This window comes from Caballeronia sp. LjRoot31, from assembly GCF_964253885.1.
In the GTDB taxonomy this organism is placed as follows: domain Bacteria; phylum Pseudomonadota; class Gammaproteobacteria; order Burkholderiales; family Burkholderiaceae; genus Caballeronia.
Genome location: NZ_CAXURX020000003.1, coordinates 1,172,356 through 1,198,115, shown reverse-complemented (window position 1 = coordinate 1,198,115; position 25,760 = coordinate 1,172,356). Strand labels below are relative to the sequence as shown.

Here is a 25,760-nt window from a genome sequence, read left to right as displayed (position 1 = left end):
GCGAGCGCCTGAACAAGGGTTGAACCACCCTCATGAGAGCTCGCCGCCATTAAGAATGCTAGTGAAGGATCGCGCGGCGGACATGATTCAGATCAACCGCGTTCAGATCAACCGTACTCAGGTCAACCGTGCCGCCATCAGAAACGCATGCCTACGCCAACGCCGACTACCAGCGGATCGATCTTGAGCGACCCAAGCGATGCACCGTCCGCCGTCGCGCTGGTGCGCATCCAGATTTTCTTGATGTCGAAGTTGACGAACAGATTGCGGGCGACCTGTACATCGACACCCGCTTGCAGCGCGGGGCCGAAACTTGAGTTCTTGATCGATACGGGCGTATCTCCGGCGTGCAGCCCGTTGTTATAGAACAGCGTGTAGTTCACGCCCGCGCCAACGTAGGGGCGAACCTTGCCCGCAGAGTTGAAATAGTACTGAAGCAAGAGCGTGGGCGGCAGAACGTTCACCCCGCCAAGCGCCCCGGTGTTCGACGTTACCTGATGACGCGACGTGGCAAGGATCAACTCGACGCCAATACTCTGGCGCACCATATAAACAAAATCGAGTTCGGGAACAATGGCGTTGTTCACGCCCGTTCCGATACTTCCCAGCGTGCCGCCCGCGGAGACACTGGGCTGGATGCTGATTGCCCTGACGCGCGCAAGAATGTCGCCCTGATCGGCCTGTGCCGGCAGGCATACCGCCGATAAAGCCGCGCTCAACAGCGCCGCTGCAAATAGTGAATGCTTTTCCACGGATTTTCCCCTTGTTTTTCCGGTCGCGAATGCGCTTTTCCGTATCGGCATTTTCCGAATGCAGCCGATACCGCGCCATGATGTGGATCAGCGAACCAGCAGAACAAGGGTGCGGCGTATTGCGTTTTCCGCGCGAATTGCATCGTTCGCTTCAATATCCGTATTGCCGGGCCCATTCCGTGCTACCTAACCGGCGTATCCCACCGTATCACAATCGATCGCAGGCAAACACCCCCTTTCGCCAGCCCTGCGGTTCGCGCGTGGTGCAGGAGGCATTGACCAATGTCACGCGTCACGCTGAAGCTACCCGGGTGTGCGTTCAGATGCGTGTCGTGCAAGATGAATTCCGGCTGCGCATCGAGGATAATGGCAAAGGAACAACGCTCGATAACAATCGGGGAAAGAAGAATTTCGGACTGCTCGGCATACAGGAACGGGGCCGCCAGCTACATGGACGAATAACATTCGACAGCGCGCCGAACGACGGATTTCGAATCGGCATCTGTTTGCCCGTCGACGCTGTCAAGGCGAACCATGACTGCCACTAAGTCATTGCGTGCCGCCCTACAGATGAATCGTTTTCGCGCGCTTCAGGTCGATCCACACTACACCCTCGCGCAAGCCGTCGAGTACCGTCTCCCACTCGCGGGCGAAGATTTTCGAGTGCCGGAACTGATGCGTGAAATCACCCGCCGTGCCGCCATGGGCTACGTGCACTTCGCAGCAAAAACCGCCGTCGACCGGGATGCTATTGGTGGAAACGCTCCAGCCGTCCCCCGTCACTTGACCCGTCAGCGCCATATCATGCCTCCCTTACTCTCCACCCCCGACACCCCCCGACAACCGGACCATCGTCCCGTGCCGGCGCCGTCCAGCATCCTGGCCGGCAAGGCGGAACGCCTCCCGCTTTTTTACGCTTCGATAATCACCTTAAGCGCACGCGTATCGGCGGCCTGGGCGAAGGTCTCGTAGGCGTTGAGAACGTCGTTCAGCGCAAAGTGGTGGGTGATCAACTTGCCCGCTTCCAGACGCCCGGAACGGACGGTCTTGAGCAGCATGGGCGTGCTGACGGTATCGACCAGTCGCGTCGTGATCGTGATGTTGCGGTCCCACAGCGATTCCATATGCAGATCGACTTTCACGCCGTGTACGCCCACATTGGCGATAGTGCCACCCGGCGCAATGATGGACTGGCATAGCTCGAAGCTGGCCGGCACACCAACCGCTTCGATCGCGCAATCCACGCCAATGCCACCGGTCAGCTTCTTGATTTCAGCCGTCGGGTCGCCGCTTGCATTGTTCACGCACGCGGTCGCGCCGAAGGTTCGGGCCACTTCCAGCCGGTTCGCATCGCGGTCGATCATGATGATCTGCGCCGGGGCGTAGAACTGCGCCGTGAGCAACGCGGCAAGGCCAATGGGACCCGAACCGACAATGGCAACCGTGCTGCCCGGCTGCACTTTTCCGTTCAGCACGCCGCATTCGAAACCGGTCGGAAGGATGTCCGAGAGCATGACTAGCGCGTCTTCATCGGCACCGGCGGGAATCGGATACAAGCTCGTTTCCGCATGCGGGATACGCACGTATTCGGCTTGCGTGCCGTCGATCTTGTTGCCGAGAATCCAGCCACCTGTCGTGCAATGGGAGTACATGCCACGGCGGCAATAATCACATTTTCCGCACGACGTGATGCAGGAAATAAGAACATGGTCGCCGGGCTTGAACGTCGAAACCGCGGCGCCTACCTGTTCGATGACACCCACGCCCTCGTGTCCCAGGATGCGGCCCGGTTCGCAGGTTGGAACGTCGCCCTTCAGGATATGCAGGTCCGTACCGCAAATGGTCGTGCGCGTGACCTTGACGATTGCGTCCGTCGCCGAAAGGAGCTTCGGCATTGGTCGGTCATCGAGGGATTTACTGCCGGGTCCGTGATACACGAGTGCCTTCATCGTCAATCTCCTTTTGTCTGGACATGCTTGGAAACGAGGCTTCCACGACAAAACTTTAGGCTTGGCGAACGCGGGCGCGGTTGACCTGTATCAACCGATAAGAACATGCATGCGGAAGCTCCTGCCGTGACTATCGCAGCATCGCATTGGCCGCGCGCCTTTCAGGACGCGCCGGGATGCGGCTCCTTGATCTGTATCAACGGGAAAAAAACGCGAACTCATAGACTTTTTGTAAGCGTCGGATATCCGGACTGATTCCAGGACCGAATCCGGAGCCGAGTCTGGAGCAACGCCGCCGCTCACTGCGTCACTGACGCCAACGACCCACCAACGGAGCATCTGCGATGAGCTATAAAAGCATCGTCGTTCAACTCGACATGAGCGCGCGCGCCCATCCACGCCTCGAATACGCTTTGCGTCTAGCCAGGCAATTCGACGCGCACCTGACCGGCGTGTTCTCGGCGTTTACTCCAGACCCGCGTTCTTTCTATGTCATGGCCGGCGTAGCGGACTATTACGAAGAGCACCGTAAAACCCGTCAGGAACGCCATGGCGCGCTCGAACGGATCTTTCACGCGGAATTGTTGCGCGCGGGTGTGACGGGGCAGTGGGTCGATCACCCTGATTCCGCGGACGAAGCGATTCCTCGCTATGCCCGTTACGCGGATCTGGTCGTGGCGGGACAGGACGATCCGGACGATCCGGAATCATTTATCGCCGATCATTTCCCTGAAACGCTCGTCATGACCGCGGGCCGCCCTGTGCTGTTCATTCCCTACACCGGGGTGTTTCCGGCGCTTGGCGCGAACATCATGGTTGCGTGGAACGGCAGCCGCGAGTCGGCCCGCGCTGTCCACGACGCGATGCCGCTGCTGCAGGGCGCCGAAAGGGTCACCGTCGTCAGGCTCAACGAGTCGCAAGGCGACAACCGCATTCCAGGCGCCGACATCGCGCTCCTGCTGGCCCGGCACGGCGTCAAGGCCGAAGTCGCGGCAATCGACGGCGTCAACGACGTACCGATGGGCGACATGCTGATTTCGCGCGCGTCGGACCTGGGTGCCGATCTCATCGTCATGGGCGCGTATGGCCACTCGCGCTGGCAGGAACTCGTGATGGGCGGCGCGACGCGCACCATGCTGGAGTCCATGCCCGTACCCGTATTGATGTCGCATTGATGTTGCTTTAGAACCAGGTTTAGAACCAAGGAGATTCTTCATGTACAACCGCATTCTCGTTCCTATCGATGGCAGCGAAACGTCAGAACACGCCCTCGACGCCGCCCTGGAACTCGCTCACGAACACGACGCGGAACTCAAGCCGGTTTATGTGGTGGACGTGCCGCAATTGATGTATTCGGGGCCGGCCTGCGACCCGTCGCTCGTACGCGAAGCTTTTGTCAAAGAGGGGGCGCTAGTGCTGGCCGACGCGGCCGCCAAGATGCTGCGCGCGGGTGTCAAAGGCTCGACGCTCGTCGTTGAAGTCGATCCTTTGGGTGACGATATTGCCCAAAGGATCACGGCCGCCGCGAAAGATTTCAGCGCCGATCTCGTGGTCATGGGCACGCACGGGCGGCGCGGCTGGCGCAGGCTCGTGCTGGGCAGCGTGGCCGAGCGTTTCTTGCGGATTTCGACCCGGCCAGTGCTGCTGGTACCGCTGAATTCCGCGGAAAAAAAGGAACCGCGCAAAGCGAGCAGCACGCCGGACGTTGCCGACGCGTCTTTATAAGCGTCTTTATCAGTAAGGGCGGGACCGTCCCGGTCCGGCCCGACGCATGAGCGCCACATGAGCGCCGCCGGTCGGGCCGTTAGGGAATGCGCCAGAGCGCGAGTGCCGCACCGTGTTCATCGTCGCGCTGATCGTCACGAACGGTGAGGACCGGAACATGACTCGAACGCAAAACTGTTTCCGCGACGCTGCCGATCAAATGCCGGCGCGTGCCACGCGGTCCATGGGTCCCCATCACGATAAGATCCGCTTCGAACGCCTGGGCCGCTTGCATGAGGGCGCCCGGGATGCTTGCGCCGTGTGCATCAATGATCTGAGTAATGCAGCGTACCCCGCTGCGATCGCACAAGTCGCGCACATGATCGAGCTGCCAATGCGCGCCGCTATCGGCCGCCTCGCCCGCCTCTTCTCTGGCCTCTTCTCCGATAACCCCGCCCACAAGATCACAAAAGTCGTGCGAGACAACGCACGCCACCATCAACTCCGCATCGACGACCTGCGCCAGCTTGAGCGCCTCTTCAAGTGCAAGGCGCGCGCTGACGCTGCCGTCGAGCGCTACCAGAATTCGTTTGTACATGACCCGCTCCCCGGATGTCCTTCATGCTTCAGTGTCCGTGTGCAGGCCCGCCGGCCACTTGATCCACATCAATTCACGCGGCCGGGGGTATGCCGCACAAATCACGTCCGGCGCGGCACGGTATGATCCGCACAACCGCCCGACCCTGGCGGCACGCATTTCCCCCTTCCCCGGAGACCCCATGTCCGCGCCACGGCGTAACACGGCATCGCAGACCGCATTGCAGCGCGGCGCCAGCCGACAGACCCGCCTAACGGGCATGGTTGGCATGGCCGGTGCCCTCCTGTTCACCGCGAGCGCCGCCTTCATGGCGTTCAGGCGCCACGGCGCGAAGGCCGCGAAAGCCGCAAACGCCGCAAACGCCGCGACACCGGCTTCAACACGCCTTGACGAGGCGCGACTGCGCGGCATCATCCGCTCGTCGATGGAGGCGATCATTACCATCGACGAAAACCAGCGAATCGTCATGTTCAACCCAATGGCCGAACGTCTGTTCGACTGCCCGGCCGCCGACGCGCTCGGTACTTCCCTTGCCCGCTTCGTTCCCGAGCGCTTTCGCGCCGGTCACGAAGCGCATGTGCGCCAGTTCGGCGTCACCGGCGTGTCCGACCGGCAAATGGGCGGGCGGCGCATCCTGTACGGCCTGCGCGCGACCGGGGGTGAGTTCCCGCTCGAAGCATCGATCTCCCAATTCGGCGATGAAACCGGCAAGCTTTACACGGTGATGCTGCGCGACATCAGCGCGCAAGTCGACGCTGAACGCTCGCTGCAGCGCTCGCACGAGGAACTGCGGGAGCTCTCCGCGAATTTGCTGAGTATCCGCGAGGAAGAAAAGTCCCGTATTGCAAGGGAGTTGCATGACGACCTGGGCCAGCAATTGACCGCGCTGAAAATGGATATCTCCTCGCTCGAACTTAGCCCCGGAACGGACGCCGAGGCGCGCGCGCAATTGCGCGGCATGCAGCGCCTGATCGACGCAACCGTCGCCTCGATGCGCCGGATAGCCGCCGACCTGCGCCCGGTGATGCTCGATGACCTGGGCCTGGTCCCGGCCATCGACTGGCTGGCGATCGACTTTACGAACCGCTACGGCATTGACGTCGAGCGGCGGATCGACGCGAGGCACACCATTTTCAGCCGCGACGGCGCAACCGCCGTGTTCCGGATCGTGCAGGAGGCGCTGACCAATGTGGCGCGTCATGCGCAAGCTACCCATGTCAATCTGGCGTTGTATCTGGAAGGTGAGCGCTGCATCCTGCGCATTGCCGACGACGGCATAGGCGCACATGGGCGTGCCGACGCCGGGCGCAAGTCGTTTGGTCTTATCGGCATCCGCGAACGGGCGCACGGGCTGGACGGGTCGGTCTCGATCGAGTCCGGCATCGGACAAGGGTTTGCTGTGACCGTGACATTCCCGCTGGCGACCTTGCAACAGGACGAGCCTTTCTCCAGCAATCCAGAAAACACCGAGGAAGAACCGCTGCAATGACCCGAGTATTGATCGCCGATGACCACGCCCTCGTACGCGACGGGCTACGCCATATCCTGCTGAGCGCGAATGGCCTGGAGGTCGCTGGTGAAGCCAGCGACGGCGCTTCCACCATGGCGATGATCCGCGCCACCCCAGCGGACGTGCTGGTCCTCGACCTGTCGATGCCCGGCAGGAACGGCGTCGAACTGCTCAAGCAGATCAAGGACGAGAAACCGTCGCTGCGCATCCTGGTCCTGACAATGCATGCCGAACAGCAATACGCGGTGCGTGCGTTCAAGGCGGGGGCATCGGGGTATCTGACCAAGGAAAGCGCGAGCGCTGAACTGGTCACGGCCGTGAGCAAAGTCGCGGCAGGCGGCGTGTACGTCAGCCTCGCGATGGCCGAGCGGCTCGCACAAAGCCTGAACGATCCGGCCGACGACCTGCCGCACCGGCGGCTTTCCGACCGCGAATTCGAAGTATTCCGGCGGATCGCGGCGGGTGAAACGATCACGCAAATCGCCCAGGCGCTGTCGGTGAGCGCCAAGACGGTCAGCACGTACAAAACGCGCATCCTCGAAAAAATGCAGATGCCGCACGACACCGCGCTGGTCCGCTATGCCATGCGCCACAAGCTCTTCGACGACGACTGCGACGCCTGAAAGATCGCCTAAAAACGCGCCTGAAAGCCCGAATACCCCCGCCCAATACGCTTGGCGCCAGCGTGTAGTCCGATCCCTACAGCCCTTCCAAAACCCCTACATCATGTCTGGCCGCTCGCCGATTTTATTTTGAGATAGCCTCGAACATACTTCGAGGCATGAACTCAAACGGTTGCGCTCCATGCTGAAGATCTTCCTCGTCGATGACTCGGGCCTTGTGCGCCGCCGCCTCTCTGCCCTGATTGGCGCGCTGGACAGTGTGGTGATCGTGGGCGAGTCCGAAGAAGCGGACTCGGCGCTGGGGTGTATCCGCATGACCCGCGCCGATCTCGTGATCGTTGACCCGCATCTGGCGGGTGGCAGCGGCATGGAGATCGTTGAATCACTGGCGCGCGCCACGTCGCCTGTCCTGACCATGGTGTTGACCAATCATTCGGGACCGGCATTTCGTGCTGCTTGCCAGCGCGCCGGCGCAAGCTATTTCTTCGACAAGACCGGCGAGTACGAACTGGCCCGCGACACCATCGTGCGACTGGCCAATAAGCACCGCCGCGAGCGCATACGCTGCGAGCCGGCATGACCGTCTCTCACTCGTTGCGCGCCCGATCCGCACAGCTCCTCAGTCCATCCATTCAGTGATCGTCCGACTCTTCTGGAGACAGGCATGACCTCAGCTATCGCTTGCGCGCCCGCCGCTTCAACCTCGACGCCTTTTGCTTATCTGGCACGCTCCTCCACCACGAGTTCGCCGCCACCGGGCGCTCGTGCGGACACGAACTGCTCCGCTTGTTCGTTGCACTCCATCTGCATGCCGCCTCTCCTGAGCGCGACCGAGCTGGCGCGGCTCGACGCGATTGTCTGCTCCACGCGGCTTGTACGACGCGGCGAGACGCTATACCGCGCCGGCGACAAGTTCAAAAGCATCTACGCCGTGCGTGTCGGTTGCTTCAAGACGGTCATCACGCATCGCGACGGCCACGAGCAAGTCACCGGGTTTCATATTGCAGGCGAACCGCTCGGACTCGACGGCGTATGCTCCGATGAACAGAATTGCGATGCAATCGCGCTCGAGGACAGCAAGGTGTGTGTCATCCCGTTCGACTTGCTGGAGGACCTTTGCCACGACGTGAAGGCCATGCAGCAGCACGTGCATCGCATGATGAGCGGCGAGATCGTGCGTGAATCCGGGCTCATGATGATGCTCGGCACCATGACCGCCCAGCAGCGCGTTGCGGCGTTCCTGCTCAACCTGTCGTCGAGAATGAAAACGCGCGGCTACTCTTCCGCGGAATTCAATCTGCGGATGACACGTGAAGAGATTGGCAGCTATCTCGGGCTGAAACTCGAGACCGTGAGCCGGATGTTCTCCAAGCTGCAGCACGCAGGGGTGATCGATACAAACGGCAAGCAGGTACACATTCTCGACAGCGAGAAGCTTGCCGGGGTTTAAGCGAAGCAAACGGACGTGCCCATGGAATTTCATATCGACCCGGCCGCTTTCGGCGATGCTGATCGTGCCGATGATGGACGATCTGATCACGCAGCGTAGGTGAAGCCATGGCGCTGACCTGTCCGCTTGACTTGTATCAATGAGATATCCACTGGACATCTCATAGTCGGATAACGTCGGATAGCGGCCACGCTTTTTCGACAAGCGCATGGGGTGCCCATCCTGCTGCGTCATGGGGTCATCAAGAGCCCTTCATCAAGAACCCCTTGTCAACCGACGATCCTTGTTGGCTCGCCGATCTCACGATCCATGATTAAAGCGAGGAGACCATGTCTACCATCGAATCGACCCCTCTCGTCCCTGCCCAGGAGATTGCTCCGGCAGGCCGCAGCGCGATTGAAAGCATGGACGCTTATCGCGCGCTCGTGGCTGAGGCGGGCCAGGATCACGAAGCGTTCTGGGCACGCCTTGCGCGCGAGCATTTGACCTGGCGCCGTCCGTTCACGCAGATTCTCGACGACCGGGACGCACCGTTTTACAAGTGGTTCGAAGACGGCGAACTGAATGCGTCGTACAACTGCCTCGACCGCAATCTGGCCGCCGGCAATGCGAACAAGACCGCGATCATCTTCGAGTCCGACGACGGCAAGGTTTCGAACATCACGTATCAGGCGTTGTATCACCGGGTATGCCGGCTCGCGAATGCACTGCGCGCACGCGGCGTGAAGAAAGGCGATCGCGTCGTCATCTATCTGCCGATGTCAGTCGAAGGGGTTGTCGCGATGCAGGCCTGCGCGCGCATCGGCGCACCGCATTGCGTCGTGTTCGGCGGCTTTTCCGCGAAGTCGCTGCATGAGCGCATAACGAACGTCGGCGCGGTAGCAATCATCACCGCTGACGAGCAGGTTCGCGGCGGCAAGACACTGCCGCTGAAAAGCATTGTGGACGACGCGCTTGCGATGGACGGCACGGACGCCGTGAAGACCGTCGCCATCTATCGGCGCACGGGTGGCCGGATTCCATGGATCGGCGGCCGCGATGCATGGCTGCATGAACTGGAGCACGCACAGCCGGATACCTGCGAGCCCGAATGGGTGAGCGCCGAGCATCCACTGTTCGTGTTGTATACGTCCGGGTCCACCGGCGCGCCGAAGGGTGTGCAGCACAGCACCGGAGGCTATCTGCTGTGGGCTGCGGTCACCATGAAGTGGACCTTCGATATCAAGCCTGACGATGTCTTCTGGTGTACCGCCGACATCGGCTGGATCACGGGGCATACGTACATTTGTTATGGGCCGACCGCCGTTGGCACGACCCAGATCATTTTCGAAGGCGTGCCGACCTATCCGAACGCGGGCCGTTTCTGGGACATGATCGAGCGCCACAAGGCGACGATTTTCTACACCGCGCCGACTGCCATCCGGTCCCTCATCAAGAGCGCTGAAGCGGATTGCGCGGTGCATCCGGAAAGCTTCGACCTGAGCACGTTGCGCATCCTCGGCACGGTCGGTGAACCCATCAACCCGAGCGCGTGGACGTGGTATTCGGAGCATGTCGGCGGCGGGCGGTGCCCCGTGCTCGATACGTTCTGGCAGACCGAAACAGGCGGTCACATGATTACGCCATTGCCAGGCGTTACACCACTCGTGCCTGGTTCCTGCACGCTGCCGCTGCCCGGCATAGATGCCGCGATCGTCGATGAAACCGGCAATGAGGTCGCGAACGGGCAAGGCGGAGTGCTGGTCATCCGCAAGCCCTGGCCGTCGATGATCCGCACCGTCTGGGGCAACCCGGAGCGCTTTCGCAAAGGCTATTACCCCGACGAACTGGGAGGCAATCTGTATCTCGCCGGAGATGGTGCGATTCGCGACCCCGACACCGGCTATTTCACGATCACCGGCCGCGTTGACGATGTACTCAATGTATCGGGTCACCGCATGGGCACGATGGAAATCGAGTCGGCCCTGGCATCTTGCCCGCTGGTCGCCGAAGCGGCGGTCGTTGGCCGCCCCGATGAAACCTTCGGGGAAGCCATCGTTGCATTCGTCGTGCTGAAAGGTCCACGGCCCGCCGGTGCCGACGTGAAACGTATCGCCAACGAATTGCGCGCATGGGTCGGCAAAGAGATCGGTCCAATTGCAAAACCAAAGGAAATCCGCTTCGGCGATGCGATGCCGAAAACGCGCTCCGGAAAGGTCGTGCGCCGGATGTTGCGCTCGGTCGCGAGGGGCGAAGCGGTTTCGCAAGACACGTCGACCATTGAAAATCCGCAGGTGATCGCGCAGTTTGCCGACCCTGCGTAAGGTGTCGTGAGCGCCATGACCGGTATGGGCGGCACGGTGCCCATACCGGTCGCATACCCCTCCATGCGCTTGATTCAAATCAACCGTCCGGGCGTGCCTGTGGATACAGTTGACTCTCGCCGGCGCTATTCATCCTATGTTGGCAGCAGTCCAGATGCGCTTCGTGTTCGGACCGCCACGCGCACTTCACATTGACGGCAAACAACGCGATGCACGCGCTTTTCAGTTGCGTGACAGCAGCCCCGCCTGAAGGAAGCAAATTGAATACTCGCTACCCAGTCGCCACCCTTGACAACCCTCCACCAACGGGCGGCATGGAGAAGGCGGGTCCGGTCGAACCGCTGCCAAGCCTCGCCGGCCAGACGAGTGTCGAGCCCGCGCCCGCTGCCCCGGTGGAAGGACCCCAGGGCCGCGTAGTCGCGGTACGGGGTGCGATCGTGGATGTCGCTTTCGATAACGCCCCGTTGCCGCTGATTGAAGAGTCGCTTTCCATCTTCACCGATCGCGGACCACCGATCATCGCGGAAGTGCAGGCTCATCTGGATGAACGCACGGTGCGCGCGCTGGCGTTGCAGTCGACCAACGGGCTAAATCGCGGGACGGCCGTGCGTGCATCTGGCGGGCCGATCCTCGTGCCGGTGGGGGAAGCCATGCTCGGACGCCTGATCGATGTCACCGGCACGCCGGGAGACCGCGGCGCACCTTTCGCCGACGACGTCCCGCGCCGCCCGATTCATCGCGCCCCGCCGCCGTTTGCGTCGCAGAGCGCGGCCACCGAGATCTTCTGGACCGGGATCAAGGTCATCGACTTGTTGACCCCGCTCGCGCAGGGCGGCAAGGCCGCGACCTTCGGCGGCGCCGGGGTGGGTAAAACCGTGCTCGTGATGGAGCTCATCCATGCAATGGTCGAACGCTATAAAGGCATCTCGGTGTTCGCCGGGGTCGGCGAGCGTTCAAGGGAAGGCCACGAGATGCTGCTCGACATGCGCAATTCCGGCGTGCTGCCGCGTACCGTGCTGGTCTACGGCCAGATGAACGAGCCGCCCGGCGCGCGCTGGCGGGTGCCGTTGACCGCGCTCACCGTCGCCGAATACTTTCGCGATGAACGTCACCAGAACGTGCTGCTGCTCATGGACAACGTGTTCCGGTTTGTCCAGGCCGGCGCAGAGGTCTCAGGCCTGCTTGGCCGGCTGCCGTCGCGGGTTGGTTACCAGCCGACGCTCGCAAGCGAAGTGGCCGCGCTGCAGGAGCGCATTGTGTCGGTCGGCGGCGTGTCGGTTACCGCGATCGAAGCCGTCTACGTTCCGGCGGACGACTTCACCGATCCGGCCGTGACGACCATCGCGGCGCATGTGGACAGCATGATCGTCCTGTCGCGCTCGATGGCCGCCGAGGGCATGTATCCCGCCATCGATCCGATCGCTTCGTCGTCCATCCTGCTTGACCCGGCTTTTGTCGGCGACGAGCATGCTGCGGTCGCCATCGAAGTGCGCAAGACCATCGAACATTATCGGGAACTGCAGGACGTGATCTCGTTGCTCGGTGTCGAGGAACTCGGCGTGGACGATCGTCGCATCGTTGGACGGGCTCGCCGCCTGCAGCGCTTCCTGAGCCAGCCATTCACCGTCACGGAGGCGTTTACAGGCGTGCCCGGCCGCTCCGTCGCGGTTGCCGATACCATCGCCGGCTGCAAGGCGATCCTCGCCGGCGAGTGCGACACCTGGCAGGAAAGCTCGCTCTACATGATCGGCACACTCGATGAAGCCCGCACTCGCGAAGCGGCGTCGTCAACGCCGCCTGAGAACGCGAACATCAAGACCGCAGCGGGGCATGTCGAACCATGAGCGCGCTCCTGCATTTGACTATCGCCACGCCGGCGCGCGTGCTGTTCGACAGTACCGAAGTCGTCGCGCTACGCGCCGAGGACGCTACCGGCAGTTTCGGCATTCTGCCCGGCCATGCAGCGTTCCTGACCGTGCTCGCGCCGTCCGTGCTGCGATGGCACGAGGCTGACGGCATCGAACAGTTTTGCGCCGTGAAGGAAGGCGTGCTGCGCGTGTCGGGCGGACACGAGATATCGATAGCGTGCCGCGAAGGCGTGATGGGCACGAGCGGCACATCACTCGAGGTACTTGAGGCGCAAGTCGATGCCGCGCGCGCGGCGCAGCTCGATACAGTGCGGCGCGCCCGCGTAGACGAAACGCGTCTTCATGCGCAAGCCGTGCGGCAGTTATTGCGGTATCTGCGCCCGGGCGCGGGACCGGCGGACGGAGCAGGACCGTGACTCAGCCCTCGCCTGACGATATCGATTCCAAGCGTGACGCCGACCGCATGGCGCATGCCGCACAGCAAGCCGTGCGGCGCGAACGTGAAGCGCGGGAAGAGCCGGAACCATCGCTTGGAACCCGCCTCGGTCAGATCGGCATTCTCGGCTGGACCATCGTCGTGCCGACGCTGCTTGGGCTGGTGATCGGCCACTGGCTCGACCGGTACTTCAACACCGGCGTGTTTTTCTCGGCGCCGTTATTAATGGCAGGTGCCGCCGTCGGACTGTGGTCTGCGTGGAAGTGGATGCATCGGCAAACCCGGGGAGATCGGCAATGACACATCACTTACCACTCGCAGCCCAGATCGTGATTGGTGTGAGTGTCGGCCTCGCGGCCGGCGCGCTCCACTTCGCCACCTTGCGCTGGAACGTCCGGTTGCTGATCGCCGGCACGCCGGCCAAGGCAATCGGCCTGCAACTCTTGCGCCTCGCCGGGGTGGCGGTTTTATTCGGTATCCTGGCGAAACTGGGCGCGTGGCCGTTGCTATGCGGCGCGGCCGGGTTGCTGCTGGCGCGCGGCTTTGTTCTGCGACGCGTCCAGGTGACGCCATGATCGCCTCGCCGCTCGTCACTGCCACCCTGTTCCATATCGGACCGATCGACGTATCATCGCCGGTCGTGGCGACGTGGGTCATCATGGCCCTGCTCGCTGGCGGCGCCGCGTGGTACACGCGCCGCTTGTCGCTCACGCCATCGAAAGTACAGACGGTGCTCGAACTGCTGGTCAGCACAATAGACGACCAGATTCGCGACACCATGCAAGCCGAGCCCGAGCGTTATCGCTCGCTGGTCGGCACGCTCTTTCTGTTCATTCTGGTCAGCAACTGGTCTTCACTCCTGCCCGGTGTCGAGCCCCCCACCGCTCACGTGGAAACCGATGCCGCGCTGGCCCTGATCGTATTCTTCGCGACCATTTTCTACGGCATCCGCACGCGCGGCCTGGGCCGTTACCTCGCCACCTTTGCCGAACCCACGTGGATCATGATCCCGCTCAACGTGGTCGAGCAGATCACGCGGACCTTCTCGCTGGTCGTGCGTCTGTTCGGCAATGTGATGAGCGGTGTCTTCGTCGTCGGCATCGTACTGTCGCTCGCCGGATTGCTGGTCCCCATCCCGCTGATGGCGCTCGACCTTCTGACCGGCGCGGTGCAGGCGTACATCTTCACGGTTCTCGCGATGGTCTTCATTGGCGCCGCGCTAGCCGAAAACTCCACAAAAACTTCCAGCAAAGAGGCAGGCCAGCAATGAACAATCTAATCCAGGTGGTGAGCATTCTCGCGGCAGCGCTTGCCGTCTCGTTCGGCGCAATAGGACCGGCGCTCGGCGAAGGCCGCGCAGTTGCCGCCGCGATGGACGCGCTCGCCCGGCAGCCGGAATCGGCCGGCACGATTTCGCGCACGCTGTTCGTTGGCCTCGCGATGATCGAAACCATGGCGATCTACTGCCTGGTGATCGCCCTGCTCGTGTTGTTCGCCAATCCGTTCGTGAAGTGAGCACGCGCTGATCATGCACATCGACTGGTGGACTCTACTGCTACAGACCGTCAACGCGCTGGTGCTTGTCTGGTTGCTGGCGCGCTTTCTGTTTCGCCCAGTGGCGAAGATAGTGGCGGAGCGCCAGCACGCAGCCGCGGCGCTGATGGCCGATGCCACCGCAGCCAAAGCCGCGGCGCTCGGTGAGCAGCAGAAGGCCGCCGCCGACAGCGCTGAACTTGCCGCGCAACGCGCGCATCTGCTCGAAGCGGCAACGGCCGAAGCCGCGCAGCTCAAGACGTCGCTGGAGAACGCGGCACGCACAGACGCGGAACAGATGCGCACGGCGGCACAGACCGCAATCGTTGCCAGCCGCCGCGAGGCCGCCGCAGCCGACTCGGATCGCGCGTCGCAATTCGCACTCGATGTCACGGCGCGGCTGCTCGATCGCCTGCCCGCCGAGGCACGGATCGCGGGGTTCATCGATGGACTCGCGCGTGAGCTCGCCGCGCTGCCCGAGGCTACCCGGGCACAACTGACCGGCGACGATGAACCGGTGCATCTGATCGTGCCTCGCGCCCTCACCGACGATGAACTGGCGGCATGTCAAACTGCGTTCACGCAGGCGCTAGGTCATCCGTTGCAGGTTCAGGTCACAGTCGATCCCGCCGTGATTGCAGGACTTGAACTGGAAGCGCCGCACGCACTCGTGCGCAACAGTTTTCGCCACGATCTCGCCGGCCTGAAAATGGAACTCCTCAGCTCATGACACTCATTAAAACCGACCTCGCTATAGGAGACAACGCAGGAGACAACGACTGGCTCGCCAGCAGCCGCGCCGCCCTCGCACGCGCTCAGTTTGCCCCGCAGGCGGAAACCGTCGGCCGCGTTGAACACGTGTCCGACGGCATTGCCTCGGTCTCCGGCCTGCCCGATGTGCGCCTGAACGAACTGCTGCGCTTCGAGGGTGGCCGCTTCGGCTTTGCGCTCACACTGGACGCCGATGCTATCGGCGCGGTCCTGCTCGACGACGGCGATGCGATTTCCGCCGGTTCCCGCGTCACTGGCACGGGGCAAGTGGTGGAAGTGCCGGTGGGTCCCGGACTGCTCGGGCGTGTGGTCGATCCACTCGGCAGGCCACTCGACAACGACGAACCCGTGCCCGCCGAGAAGCACTTGCCGATCGAGCGGCCGGCCCCTTCCATCATCGACCGGGATCTGGTCGCGCAACCGGTCGCCACCGGCATCCTGCTGATCGACGCGTTGTTTGCAATCGGCCGTGGTCAGCGCGAGCTGATCATCGGGGACCGGGCGACCGGCAAGACCTCGATTGCCATCGACACGATCGTGAACCAGAAGCACACCGACATGATCTGCGTGTACGTGGCGATCGGTCAGCGTGCTACCGCCGTGCAGAGGGTAATCGATGCCGTGCGCCGCCACGGCGCGCCCGAGCGATGCGTATTCGTGGTCGCGTCGGCGGCAGCTTCCCCGGGCTTGCAATGGATCGCGCCGTTCAGCGGTTTCTCCATCGCAGAATATTTTCGTGATCGCGGGCAACATGCGCTCATCGTGATCGACGACCTGAGCAAGCATGCCGCCACACATCGCGAACTCGCCCTGCTCACGCGCGAACCGCCCGGCCGCGAGGCGTATCCCGGCGATATCTTCTACCTGCACGCTCGGTTGTTGGAGCGCGCGGCGAAACTGTCGAAGGAACTGGGCGGCGGATCGCTCACCGCGTTGCCGGTCGCGGAGACCGATGCCGGCAATTTGTCCGCTTACATTCCCACCAACCTGATCTCCATTACCGATGGGCAGATCATGCTCGACGCCGCGCTTTTCGCTGCTAATCAGCGCCCCGCCGTGGATGTCGGCCTGAGCGTGAGCCGGGTCGGCGGCAAGGCTCAATTGCCCGCGTTGAGGAAAGTTTCAGGGCGTCTGCGGCTAGATTATTCGCAATTCCTTGAGCTTGAAATGTTCACGCGTTTTGGCGGCGCGATGGAGCCGAGAGTGAAGGCGCAAGTGGATCGGGGCCAGCGCATTCGCGCTCTGATCACGCAGCCGCGTTTTGCGCCGCTGCGCCCGGTCGATGAAATCGCGCTGCTGGCGGCGCTCGCCGATGGCGTGTTTGACGCGTTGCCAGTCAGTTGCATTGCGGCGGTTCGCACCCGTCTTGCAGGACATCTGGATGCGCACGGCGGCCCTGCGGCGAGCGCCGCGCTTGTTGCCACAGGGACGCTCGATGAGGCCACGTTGAGCGGACTGGTCGCAGCCGTGCGCGACCTTGCAGTACAAGTAAGCGCAACGCCTCCGGCCGAGGGCAAGCCGGAAACCAAGCCCGAGGCCGCACCGACATGAGCAATAAACTCAGCGAAGTTCAGGCGCGCATGAATGGCGTACACGGGCTTGAATCCGTGGTCGGCGCAATGCGTGGGATCGCTGCGGCGCGCTCGCGTGAAGCGCGCAGCCGTCTGGACGGCATTCGGGCGTGCGCGCGGATAGTCAGCGCGGCGATTGGCGACGCGCTGCTGCTGATCGACGATCATGCGTCGCACGAAACCGCAGGCGCAGACACAAAGCGCGACGGGGCCATGGTGATAGTCCTGTGCGCGGAACAGGGGTTTGTCGGCACGTTCAACGAGCATGTGATCGATGCGGCGCTTGCGTCGAGTACTGCGTACGTTCGGACAGAATACCTGGTGCTCGGCGACCGCGGGATCGTGGCGGCGACGGAACGCGGGCTGAACGTCGGCTGGTCCGCGCCCATGATCACGCACGCCGACGAAGTACCTGCACTCGCCGATCGCCTCACCGGTGTTTTGTTCCAGCGCCTGGTCGCCGGGCGGACGACTCGCGTGAGCGTAATCCACGCAACGCCGAACCCGACGGCCAGTGTCCAGACCGTGGAGCAGACCCTGTTGCCGTTCGACTACGGGCGCTTTTCTGCTACGTCATCGGCTACGTCATCATCGTCGCCGGCAATCGCGCGCCGTAATCCGCCGCTCATTAATCTTGCGCCGCAGCGCCTGTTATCGCAGCTCGCGGAGGAATACATCTTCGCGCAGCTTTGCGAGGCCATCATGCTGTCGTTCGCCGCAGAAAACGAAGCGCGCATGCGGGCGATGATCGCTGCACGCACGAACGTGCATGACAAGCTCGAAGCATTGACCGGCGACTTTCGCCGGCTGAGGCAAGAGGAGATCACGTCGGAGATCGTGGAGCTTTCCGCAGGAAGCATCGCCGCCGACAGACCTTCAAAAAAGACGCGCCCTGAACCGACCCGGCACTGCGGGAACGGCTCCGTCCCCTCCTTCTGACACCACCGAGCCATCATGGACGAGCCTTCCCAGGAATACGATGCAGAGGACCGCGATCCGGTAATCGGCCCGACCAAACCCCATTTGCTCGGCGTGCTGGGGCCAGGCCTGATCACAGGCGCCTCCGACGACGACCCTAGCGGCATCGCCACCTACAGTCAGGTGGGCGCGGCCTTCGGCTATGGATTGTCGTGGACGCTGCTGTTCAGCTACCCGCTGATGGTCGCTATCCAGATGATCAGTGCGCGCATCGGGCGCACGACGGGACACGGCATTGCAGGCGTGCTTCGTATGCACTACTCCACGTGGCTGCTGCAGTGGATCGTAGCGCTTCTGCTGATTGCGAACATAGTCAATCTGGGCGCGGACCTGGGGGCGATGGCAGATGCCCTTGCGCTCTTGTTGCCAGGTCCTAAGTGGCTCTACGTGCTGCTGTTCTCGGTGATTTGCGTCTCGATGCAGCTCTTGCTGCAATACACGCGCTACGTAGCGGTGCTGAAGTGGTTCACGCTGTCGCTATTTGCGTATTTCGCCGTGCTGGCGGTGGCCCACGTCAATTGGGGCCAACTCGCCAGCAACCTGTTCTTGCCGCGTCCGGTGTGGACATCGGCGTATCTCACTGCCGTCGTAGCGGTGTTCGGCACCACGATCAGCCCCTACCTGTTCTTCTGGCAATCCGATGAGGAAGTCGAGGACATGCGCGTGCATCCGCGGCGGCTCGATCTATTCGACTCACCCGAACAAGGTCCCAAGGCGCTCCGCCGTATCGAGGTCGACACGCTTGCCGGCATGGGATTGTCCAACCTGGTCGCGCTTGCCATCCTGGCGACCACGGCGGCGACCCTTCATGCGGGCGGTATCGTCGATATTGAAACTTCAGCGCAAGCGGCGCAGGCTTTGAGGCCGATAGCCGGCCCGTTCGCCGCGCTGTTTTTCACGGTCGGGCTGATCGGAACCGGCTTGCTGGCCGTGCCAGTTCTTGCCGGGTCGGCGGCATATGCGATTGGCGAAGCGCGGGACTGGCCTGTGGGCTTCACCCGCAAAATGCAGGAAGCGAAGGCCTTTTACGCGACCATCGCGGTGGCTACGCTGATCGGCATGGTCATTAATTTCACATCGATCAACCCGATCAAGGCGCTCTACTGGAGCGCGGTGCTCAACGGCGTAGTCGCCGTGCCGGTGATGTTCGTGATGATGAAAATAGTGGGCCGTGCGGACATCATGGGAAAGTTTGCGGCCAGGGGCTGGCTGCGCGCACTGGGCTGGATAGCGACGGCGGTCATGCTGGTGATCTCGGTAGGCATGGTGGTCACCTCGATCTGACGTTGCGCTGTTGTGCCGCCGCGGGTGCGCGGATTGCTAAGGCTCGCGTGCTGCCGGCGCGTGGTTGGCCCGTGGTTGAACACTCGTCAGCTACTTCCCGTCCTGCGCCGCATTGACCTACACTCTGCTAACGACGTGATTGATCGAGGTAGCTGGGAGACGCGACCCGGCAGACCCGGCACGCCGTCGCGACGCCTCAGTTCAGACGAAAACCCGTTCTACTTTTCTTTCAGGTCTCAAATGAAATTCAAGGACTATTACGAAGCCTTGGGAGTCGAGCGCACCGCGACACTGGCGGACATCAAGAAGGCGTACCGCAAGCTTGCGCACAAATATCATCCCGACGTCTCGGCCGATCCGGACAGCGAAGCGAAATTCAAGGACGTCGCCGAAGCGTATGCCACGCTGAAGAATCCGGAAAAGCGCGAAGCCTACGACAACCTCGGCAAACATCCGGCCGGCGAATCGTTCACGCCGCCACCCGATTGGCAGCAGCATTTCCATACGGGTGAAGCCGGTCTCGACGACGTCGACCTCGCCGATCTTTTTTCAGCCTTTGGCCGTAGCGGCGGCGGGGGAAGTCATCGCAGACAAAGCTTTCCGGTTCCCGGGCAGGACTACGAGATCGCCGCGCCGGTAACGCTTGAGCAGATCCATCGCGGAGACGAGATCGAGCTGAGCGCCGAGCTTCCTGAGTACGACGCCAATGGCCTTGCGCATCGTGTGCCGCGGACCTTTCGAATCACCATTCCCAAATCGGCGGCAGACGGTCAGCGCCTGCGGCTGGCCGGCAAGGGCGGCCCGGGTTTTAACGGCGGACGGGCCGGCGACCTGTATGTGTCGCTTGTGTTGCAGCCGCATCATCTCTATCGGCCCGATGGCCGTGACTTATATATCGATCTGCCGCTCGCGCCCTGGGAAGCCGTGTTGGGGGCGAGCGTACATGTACCCACCCTGGCGGGCACCGTGGAGCTCAACGTGAAACCGGGCACGACTGCCGGGCAGAAGTTGCGGCTTGCCAAACGCGGACTGGCGTCGGCCGATGGCAGCGTCGGGGCGCTGTATGCCGTGGTCAGGATAGAAGTGCCGAAGACGGTAAGCGCGCGAGAACACGAGTTGCTGGAAGAATTGGCGGCGGCATCGAACTTCAACCCGCGCAAACATTTCGCGTAAGGAGCAAAGCCATGAGCACACCATTGAGCGAGTCGGTCTGGCTTAACGACGTGGACGTTTGCCAGGTTGAATATCTGGCGGAGGTCTCGGGGTTATCGATTGAAGAAATTGAAGATCTCATTGATACCGATGTCATCAAGCCGGTGGACACTGGCACATCGACACGCATGTTTCAGTTGCGTTACGTCGTGACCGTGAAGACGGCAAGGCGGCTACGCGACGATTTCGAACTCGACCGGAGAGGTCTTGCACTGGCATTGTCGTTGTTGCAGCGTATTGATGAACTGCAAGCCGAAATATATGCAACGAAAGCGCGGCTTGGGCATCCTCGATAAATGTGTTGGGGTTTTCGTTCGCACTCGGGGTGGGGGTTGTGCTGGGGTGTTAGGTTCCCGGGTTAGCGGTTGGGGTTGATACCTGGGGGGGGCGGTTCTGGGGTTAGTGGTCGGGGTTGATGCCGGGTTGCCTGGTTCCGGGGTAGCGGTTCTGGGTCTATGCCGGGTTGGTGCTTTCAGCGTTAGTGGTCTGCGAGAGTCGGATTTTCTCTTTATCACTATTAGCCACTGTGCGTGGCGGCACGTCATTTCTTTGTCCAAAGCGACAAAGAAACGAAGCAAAGAAAACGCTTTTAAACCACGCTACCCTAAGTGTCCACAGCGTGCAGTTTTCATTCATAGGTGCCCCAAAAGCACGGTGCTCGCCAGAGCCACCGATGTGTGAACCCCTCCTTCTCCGAACACCGATACCCACACGCTTCGCCACCAGTGATTGAACCTGCCCAAGGACCACCCCGCGCTATCCGCGGACGACCACCCTCCAAATGTGTACGCGCCTCGAACCACGTCGCCAACCCTGCTGAAAATGAGGTCGCGAAGACGCGGGCGGCCGTAACCGACGAAAATAGCTGTACAGAACGCGCAGCCAATTCACAAAAACTGAAGCAGTAAACACAAACACGTATGAAGCTGTGGCGAACGAATACGGTCGCACAGACCAGGTGGCTAACCTGTCAAAAAACCGCAGCCGTAAATACCCGTAGGGCCGTGCGGGTTCCTTAGCAATTGTGCTTGCCCGAGAGCGTACGGGGCGAAGCGTGTTCGTGTCAGGATTCGCGAGAAGGAGGGGTTCACACATCCGTCGCTCTGGCGAGCACCGTGCTTTTGGGGCACCTATGAATCAAAACTGCACGCTGTGGACACTTAGGGTAGCGTGGTTTAAAAGCGTTTTCTTTGCTTCGTTTCTTTGTCGCTTTGGACAAAGAAATGACGTGCCGCCACGCACAGTGGCTAATAGTGATAAAGAGAAAATCCGACTCATGCAAGCCGCTAACGCCGAAAGCAGCAACCCGGCATTGACCCCGACCACTAACCCCAGAACCGCCCCCCCGACACATCAAGCACCGCCCAGCCCCCTCCCCCCACCACTACGAGAAGTCTTTCACATTCCCTTCAGTCGCCACTCGATCACCTTGCGCAGCCTCAACAACGACTATGGGCGCAGGTTCATTGATCCATGCTTCAAGAAGCGTCGACGTAACCGCAAGAATCACCGGCCCGACGAACAGACCGACAATTCCAAACGCAAACATGCCGCCCAACACACCGGCCAAAATCAATAGCATCGAGAGGTTCACCCCACGCCTGATCAGAATCGGCCGCAGCAAACTATCGAGCATGGCGACCGCAACCGACCAGATCAGCAGCAAAATCGCGGCAACAGTCGAGTCATGCATAAAAAGCCACGCAACACCGCCAAGCAAAGGCAACAACGGCCCGATCTGTGCCAGACACAACATCAGCATGACCGCGGTCAATATCCCGGCAGCAGGGACGCCAGCGATCCACAGACCGATCCCGCCCAGTGCAGACTGCGCCACCGCCGTCACGACAATCCCAAGCGCAACCGCGCGAATCGCCAGCCCCGCCAGCTTGACAGCTTCCGCACCACGCTGGGCAGCAAGCCGGGTTGCGAAACGCGTAACGAAGCGGCCCGCTGCTTCTCCCTGGCTATAGAGAATGCCCGCAATGATGATCGTGACGAACATGTGAATCACGAACACGCCCACGGCCGCCGCATGACCAAGCATCCAGCGCGCGACGATCGTCAAATAAGGTTCCAGCTTCGCCAGCAGGCCACCCGGCCCGGCGTCCGACAAGGTCTGCCATTCACGCGCAACACGCTGCCCGGCCAGCGGAACCTCGCCGACCCAGCCGGGCGGCGGCGCCAGTGCATAGCTGGGCAGGCCCTTGATGGCTCCCATGATGTCGCCCGCGTGCAAGGCCAGTGTCGAAATGGCCTCATAGAGCGGCAGCGCGATCACGACCAGCAAGATGATCAGCATCACTGCAGTAGCTATCCATCGGCGATTGCCGACTCGGCGCTGCACCGCCAGCATCACGGGCCAGGTGGCAACCACAATGGTGGTCGCCCAGATGAGGCCGGGAATGAAAGGCCGCAGAATATAGAGGCTGCCGATCGTCAACGCGGACAGGATGACAATAACGAACAGAATGCGGGCAATATCGACGGGTTGACGCGGGGTCATTTCGTGTTCCTGACAAGAATATCCTGGCTGTGCCTGAACGCGCGTTCCAGACACCCAACAGCGGATTCGGCCGCACGAGCCGCACAGCGAGCCCGATGCTAGATTTAGTTTACCGGCTATTGGTTTCCGACAGTGTGCCCAGCTCGGACACATGACGCCGGAGGCTTCCGCAAGAGGTCGCCCCAAATGCGCGGCGAAGCGACTTTGACAGGCTTCGCCCCGGATGTCGATATCTCTCAGGAGCTGAATGTGGTCATGTTGTCAAACTTCATTGCATGGGCCGCGACGTACGACGCGTTCGCATCACCTTATACAGGAAATGAGCACGGCACTCAGCAGTATCGTGAACGCGTCGGTCGGGTCGATGCGCGGCGCGCTGGTCCGCCAGCCGCTGAGTTCACGCGTTCGAAAAGGAAGCCGTGAAACGGGAAATTCCGCTATGGCCGGTGACATCACGAGTCACGTACTTGCCGGGCGCCAGCGGCAGACGCACCAGGAAATGATCGTCGGACGCACCGATGGACTTGTTCACGCCGTCGAACCTGAAGTTGAGGCAATTTGCGCGATCATCACCAGCGCCACGCTCGATCTTCACGCCGACAGGTCTACGTTGATAACCCGTGTGATAAGTTTTTTTTGAGCGTGACGGTCATCAACGCGTGCGACAGCGAAGTGAAAATGTTCCAAAAACTTAAATAAATATCACCCGTTAACACAACCAGCGTAGACAGGTATCCACGACCATTAAAGCCTCATTGTTCCGGTCTCGGCGAACCGCATGTGCAGACCGAACGCGGTCGCCAGGTTATGCGGCGTGTGGCCGCCGAACCTCAGCGCGTCGCGGTAATAATCGCGCAACAGGTCCCGATACGACGGGTGCGCACAGTGCTCGATAATCTGCAGCGCCCGCTCGCGCGGCGCCAGGCCCGTCAGATCGGCCAGCCCCATTTCCGTCACGATCACATCGACGTCATGCTCGTTGTGATCGCAATGCGGCACCATCGGCACGATGCTGGAGATCGCACCGTTCTTCGCCATGGACTTGGTTGCGAAAATGGCATAGGCCGCATTGCGCGCGAAGTCTCCCGAGCCGCCAATCCCGTTCATCATGTGCGTGCCGCCCGCATGGGTGGAATTCACGTTGCCATAGATATCGGCTTCGAGCGCCGTGTTGATCGCAATCAGCCCGAGCCGCCGGATCACCTCCGGATGGTTGCTTACCTCTTGAGGGCGCAACACCAGCTTGTCCCGGTAACGCGAGAGGTTATCGAAGACCTGCCGTTGACGGTCTTGTGACAACGTGATCGACGCGCCGGAGGCGAACGCCACCTTGCCTGCATCCATCAGTTCGAAAGCCGAGTCCTGCAACACTTCGGAATAGATCGTCAGCGCGTCGAAAGGCGAGCTTGCGAAGCCGGACAGCACCGCGTTGGCGATCGTGCCAATACCGGCCTGCAGTGGCGGCAGCGTTCGAGGCAAGCGCCCGCGCGACACTTCGTGCTGGAAAAACTCAATCAGATGGCCCGCAATGCGGGCGGTGTCCTCGTCGGGTTTCTCGACCGTGGAGGGACTGTCCGGGCAGTGGGTCACAACGATCGCGGCAATCTTCCCAGGCGTCACATCGATCGACTGCGTGCCGATGCGCTGATCAGGACGCACAATGGGCAGAGGCTCGCGAAGCGGCCTGTCAGCCGGCAGCCAGATGTCGTGCAAGCCTTCAAGCGAGGCGGGCTGCGCCAGATTGATTTCGATGATCACCTTCTGCGCGCAAGCGGCGAACGTCGCTGAATTGCCAATGGACGTGGTGGGGACTATGCCGCCGGTCTCCGTGATGGCGGCAGCCTCGATGATCGCGATGTCCATCGACCCAAGGCGATTCGTGCGAAGCAGTTCCACCGTCTCGGAAAGATGCTGGTCGACGTACATCACCCGGCCGTTGTTGATCGCTCGGCGCAGCGTACTGTCGACCTGAAACGGCAGTCTTCGCGCCAGCACACCTGCCTCGGTCAGGATCTTGTCTGTGTTGTGTCCGAGCGAAGCGCCGGTGATCAACGTGATGCGCAACGCCTGGCTTTCGCGTTGTGCGCGCTCAGCAAGCGCCGCGGGCACCGCCTTGGCATCCCCGGCGCGCGTAAAACCGCTCATACCGACCACCATGCCGTCATGAATCAACTGCGCGGCGTCGGCACTCGACATGATTTTACTGAGCAGTGCTTTGCAACGAATACGGTCTTCGACCATTTGAATGTTCCTCAGGACCGTCGATCGCAGGGTGCGTTCGTTCTGGTCAGATGAGCGGCGACGCGGGCGCTTGCCGGGACGTCGCGCAGATCAGCTTCCGCCGAAGAAAAGGCTGCAATAGCTGGCGGGTCCAACGCATTCGTCCGGCTTGCGCGCCACATGAGATACCTGGGGTACTTCGCGAACTGCCGCGCCGGCTGTATCGGTTGCAACCGTTCGCTGATCCTGTTGCGCCGCTTGCGGGCTTGCCGCGGCCACTGCACTCACCGAGCCCGATTGCGCATAGGCAGCCGACAGGACAAACCACGAACAAACCACCAGCGCACTCTTCAATAATTTCATTTCACTTTCCCTGTTTCATTACTTGCATGCAGCAATCAATTCGCCGCCGAGGGAAATATATGACTGTGGGATGGGTTGATTAAGGGGCCGTGGTGTAACGCACCCTTCCTCATCTGCGGGCAATCGGCG

27 protein-coding genes and 1 pseudogene are annotated in these 25,760 nt (G+C 61.6%); 20 read left to right on the top strand and 8 right to left on the bottom strand.

Features of this window, described 5'->3' with window-relative positions:
- Positions 1–137 precede the first annotated feature (137 nt).
- A complete protein-coding gene (locus ACSQ8V_RS34055; protein ID WP_213762988.1) occupies positions 138–803 on the bottom strand; it encodes an OmpW family outer membrane protein in 666 nt (221 codons plus the stop codon).
- On the opposite strand from ACSQ8V_RS34055, the gene ACSQ8V_RS34050 reads away from it, so the two are divergent.
- Positions 782–1,300, top strand: a complete 519-nt coding sequence (locus tag ACSQ8V_RS34050; protein WP_436208752.1) for a sensor histidine kinase — start codon at positions 782–784, stop codon at positions 1,298–1,300. The genes ACSQ8V_RS34055 and ACSQ8V_RS34050 overlap by 22 nt on opposite strands.
- A gap of 16 nt (positions 1,301–1,316) precedes the next feature.
- Here the strand turns inward: ACSQ8V_RS34050 and ACSQ8V_RS34045 are convergent, their stop codons facing one another.
- Both ACSQ8V_RS34045 and ACSQ8V_RS34040 read right to left on the bottom strand, forming a co-directional pair.
- Positions 1,317–1,553 carry a hypothetical protein gene (locus ACSQ8V_RS34045; RefSeq protein ID WP_213762992.1) on the bottom strand — a complete coding sequence of 79 codons (237 nt, stop codon included), beginning with the start codon at positions 1,551–1,553 and terminating at the stop codon, positions 1,317–1,319.
- Between the two features lie 110 nt (positions 1,554–1,663).
- Complete coding sequence (locus tag ACSQ8V_RS34040) at positions 1,664–2,701, bottom strand: zinc-dependent alcohol dehydrogenase family protein (protein WP_436208751.1); 1,038 nt, start codon at positions 2,699–2,701, stop codon at positions 1,664–1,666.
- Positions 2,702–3,045: 344 nt separating this feature from the next.
- On the opposite strand from ACSQ8V_RS34040, the gene ACSQ8V_RS34035 reads away from it, so the two are divergent.
- The gene (locus ACSQ8V_RS34035; RefSeq protein WP_213762996.1) at positions 3,046–3,876 is read left to right on the top strand and encodes a universal stress protein; all 831 of its coding nucleotides are present in this window, start codon (positions 3,046–3,048) and stop codon (positions 3,874–3,876) included.
- A 40-nt stretch (positions 3,877–3,916) separates the two neighbouring features.
- Positions 3,917–4,426, top strand: coding sequence for a universal stress protein (locus ACSQ8V_RS34030; protein WP_213762997.1), 510 nt, complete (start codon positions 3,917–3,919; stop codon positions 4,424–4,426).
- A gap of 79 nt (positions 4,427–4,505) precedes the next feature.
- On the opposite strand, the gene ACSQ8V_RS34025 is transcribed toward ACSQ8V_RS34030, so the two are convergent.
- The gene (locus ACSQ8V_RS34025) at positions 4,506–5,003 is read right to left on the bottom strand and encodes a universal stress protein (RefSeq protein ID WP_436208750.1); all 498 of its coding nucleotides are present in this window, start codon (positions 5,001–5,003) and stop codon (positions 4,506–4,508) included.
- 124 nt (positions 5,004–5,127) lie between these two features.
- Here ACSQ8V_RS34025 and ACSQ8V_RS34020 point away from each other — a divergent pair.
- The 17 genes and pseudogenes from ACSQ8V_RS34020 to ACSQ8V_RS33940 all read left to right on the top strand — a co-directional run.
- Positions 5,128–6,492: pseudogene (locus ACSQ8V_RS34020) on the top strand (histidine kinase); the annotation flags it as partial.
- Positions 6,489–7,136 (top strand): response regulator, encoded by a 648-nt coding sequence (locus tag ACSQ8V_RS34015; protein ID WP_213763001.1) that lies wholly within the window; start codon positions 6,489–6,491, stop codon positions 7,134–7,136. The pseudogene ACSQ8V_RS34020 and the gene ACSQ8V_RS34015, both read left to right, overlap by 4 nt.
- Positions 7,137–7,317: 181 nt before the next feature.
- The gene (locus tag ACSQ8V_RS34010; protein WP_213763002.1) at positions 7,318–7,716 is read left to right on the top strand and encodes a response regulator; all 399 of its coding nucleotides are present in this window, start codon (positions 7,318–7,320) and stop codon (positions 7,714–7,716) included.
- Positions 7,717–7,800: 84 nt separating this feature from the next.
- Positions 7,801–8,586, top strand: coding sequence for a fumarate/nitrate reduction transcriptional regulator Fnr (gene fnr, locus ACSQ8V_RS34005; protein ID WP_213763004.1), 786 nt, complete (start codon positions 7,801–7,803; stop codon positions 8,584–8,586).
- A 329-nt stretch (positions 8,587–8,915) separates the two neighbouring features.
- A complete protein-coding gene (gene acs / locus ACSQ8V_RS34000) occupies positions 8,916–10,889 on the top strand; it encodes an acetate--CoA ligase (RefSeq protein ID WP_436208749.1) in 1,974 nt (657 codons plus the stop codon).
- Between the two features lie 314 nt (positions 10,890–11,203).
- Entirely contained in the window at positions 11,204–12,733 is a 1,530-nt protein-coding gene (gene atpD / locus ACSQ8V_RS33995) for a F0F1 ATP synthase subunit beta (RefSeq protein ID WP_436209243.1), read from the top strand.
- Positions 12,730–13,173: a F0F1 ATP synthase subunit epsilon gene (locus tag ACSQ8V_RS33990; RefSeq protein ID WP_436208748.1), complete on the top strand. Its 444-nt coding sequence runs from the start codon at positions 12,730–12,732 to the stop codon at positions 13,171–13,173. Before atpD ends, ACSQ8V_RS33990 begins: the two co-directional genes overlap by 4 nt.
- A complete protein-coding gene (locus ACSQ8V_RS33985; protein WP_436208747.1) occupies positions 13,170–13,493 on the top strand; it encodes an AtpZ/AtpI family protein in 324 nt (107 codons plus the stop codon). The genes ACSQ8V_RS33990 and ACSQ8V_RS33985 overlap by 4 nt, the downstream gene beginning before the upstream one ends.
- Positions 13,490–13,768, top strand: coding sequence for an N-ATPase subunit AtpR (locus tag ACSQ8V_RS33980; RefSeq protein WP_436208746.1), 279 nt, complete (start codon positions 13,490–13,492; stop codon positions 13,766–13,768). The genes ACSQ8V_RS33985 and ACSQ8V_RS33980 overlap by 4 nt, the downstream gene beginning before the upstream one ends.
- Positions 13,765–14,463, top strand: a complete 699-nt coding sequence (locus ACSQ8V_RS33975; protein ID WP_213763010.1) for a F0F1 ATP synthase subunit A — start codon at positions 13,765–13,767, stop codon at positions 14,461–14,463. Before ACSQ8V_RS33980 ends, ACSQ8V_RS33975 begins: the two co-directional genes overlap by 4 nt.
- Complete coding sequence (locus ACSQ8V_RS33970) at positions 14,460–14,708, top strand: F0F1 ATP synthase subunit C (protein ID WP_031359402.1); 249 nt, start codon at positions 14,460–14,462, stop codon at positions 14,706–14,708. Before ACSQ8V_RS33975 ends, ACSQ8V_RS33970 begins: the two co-directional genes overlap by 4 nt.
- A 13-nt stretch (positions 14,709–14,721) precedes the next feature.
- Positions 14,722–15,456 (top strand): F0F1 ATP synthase subunit delta, encoded by a 735-nt coding sequence (locus ACSQ8V_RS33965; RefSeq protein ID WP_436208745.1) that lies wholly within the window; start codon positions 14,722–14,724, stop codon positions 15,454–15,456.
- A complete protein-coding gene (locus ACSQ8V_RS33960; protein WP_213763013.1) occupies positions 15,453–17,048 on the top strand; it encodes a F0F1 ATP synthase subunit alpha in 1,596 nt (531 codons plus the stop codon). The genes ACSQ8V_RS33965 and ACSQ8V_RS33960 overlap by 4 nt, the downstream gene beginning before the upstream one ends.
- Positions 17,045–18,007, top strand: a complete 963-nt coding sequence (locus ACSQ8V_RS33955) for a F0F1 ATP synthase subunit gamma (RefSeq protein WP_436208744.1) — start codon at positions 17,045–17,047, stop codon at positions 18,005–18,007. Before ACSQ8V_RS33960 ends, ACSQ8V_RS33955 begins: the two co-directional genes overlap by 4 nt.
- A gap of 15 nt (positions 18,008–18,022) precedes the next feature.
- On the top strand, positions 18,023–19,330 hold the full coding sequence (locus ACSQ8V_RS33950; protein WP_436208743.1) for an NRAMP family divalent metal transporter: 1,308 nt from the start codon (positions 18,023–18,025) through the stop codon (positions 19,328–19,330).
- A gap of 240 nt (positions 19,331–19,570) precedes the next feature.
- Positions 19,571–20,503 (top strand): DnaJ C-terminal domain-containing protein, encoded by a 933-nt coding sequence (locus ACSQ8V_RS33945; RefSeq protein WP_213763018.1) that lies wholly within the window; start codon positions 19,571–19,573, stop codon positions 20,501–20,503.
- 11 nt (positions 20,504–20,514) lie between these two features.
- Positions 20,515–20,838, top strand: a complete 324-nt coding sequence (locus ACSQ8V_RS33940) for a chaperone modulator CbpM (protein ID WP_213763020.1) — start codon at positions 20,515–20,517, stop codon at positions 20,836–20,838.
- Positions 20,839–21,926: 1,088 nt separating this feature from the next.
- Here the strand turns inward: ACSQ8V_RS33940 and ydiK are convergent.
- From ydiK to ACSQ8V_RS33920, 4 genes are all read right to left on the bottom strand, one after another.
- Complete coding sequence (gene ydiK, locus ACSQ8V_RS33935) at positions 21,927–23,048, bottom strand: AI-2E family transporter YdiK (protein ID WP_213766021.1); 1,122 nt, start codon at positions 23,046–23,048, stop codon at positions 21,927–21,929.
- Positions 23,049–23,445: 397 nt separating this feature from the next.
- Entirely contained in the window at positions 23,446–23,580 is a 135-nt protein-coding gene (locus tag ACSQ8V_RS33930) for a hypothetical protein (RefSeq protein WP_436208742.1), read from the bottom strand.
- A 212-nt stretch (positions 23,581–23,792) separates the two neighbouring features.
- A complete protein-coding gene (locus ACSQ8V_RS33925) occupies positions 23,793–25,289 on the bottom strand; it encodes a succinate CoA transferase (protein WP_436208741.1) in 1,497 nt (498 codons plus the stop codon).
- A 90-nt stretch (positions 25,290–25,379) separates the two neighbouring features.
- Positions 25,380–25,631, bottom strand: a complete 252-nt coding sequence (locus ACSQ8V_RS33920; RefSeq protein WP_436208740.1) for a hypothetical protein — start codon at positions 25,629–25,631, stop codon at positions 25,380–25,382.
- Between the last annotated feature and the right edge of the window lie 129 nt (positions 25,632–25,760).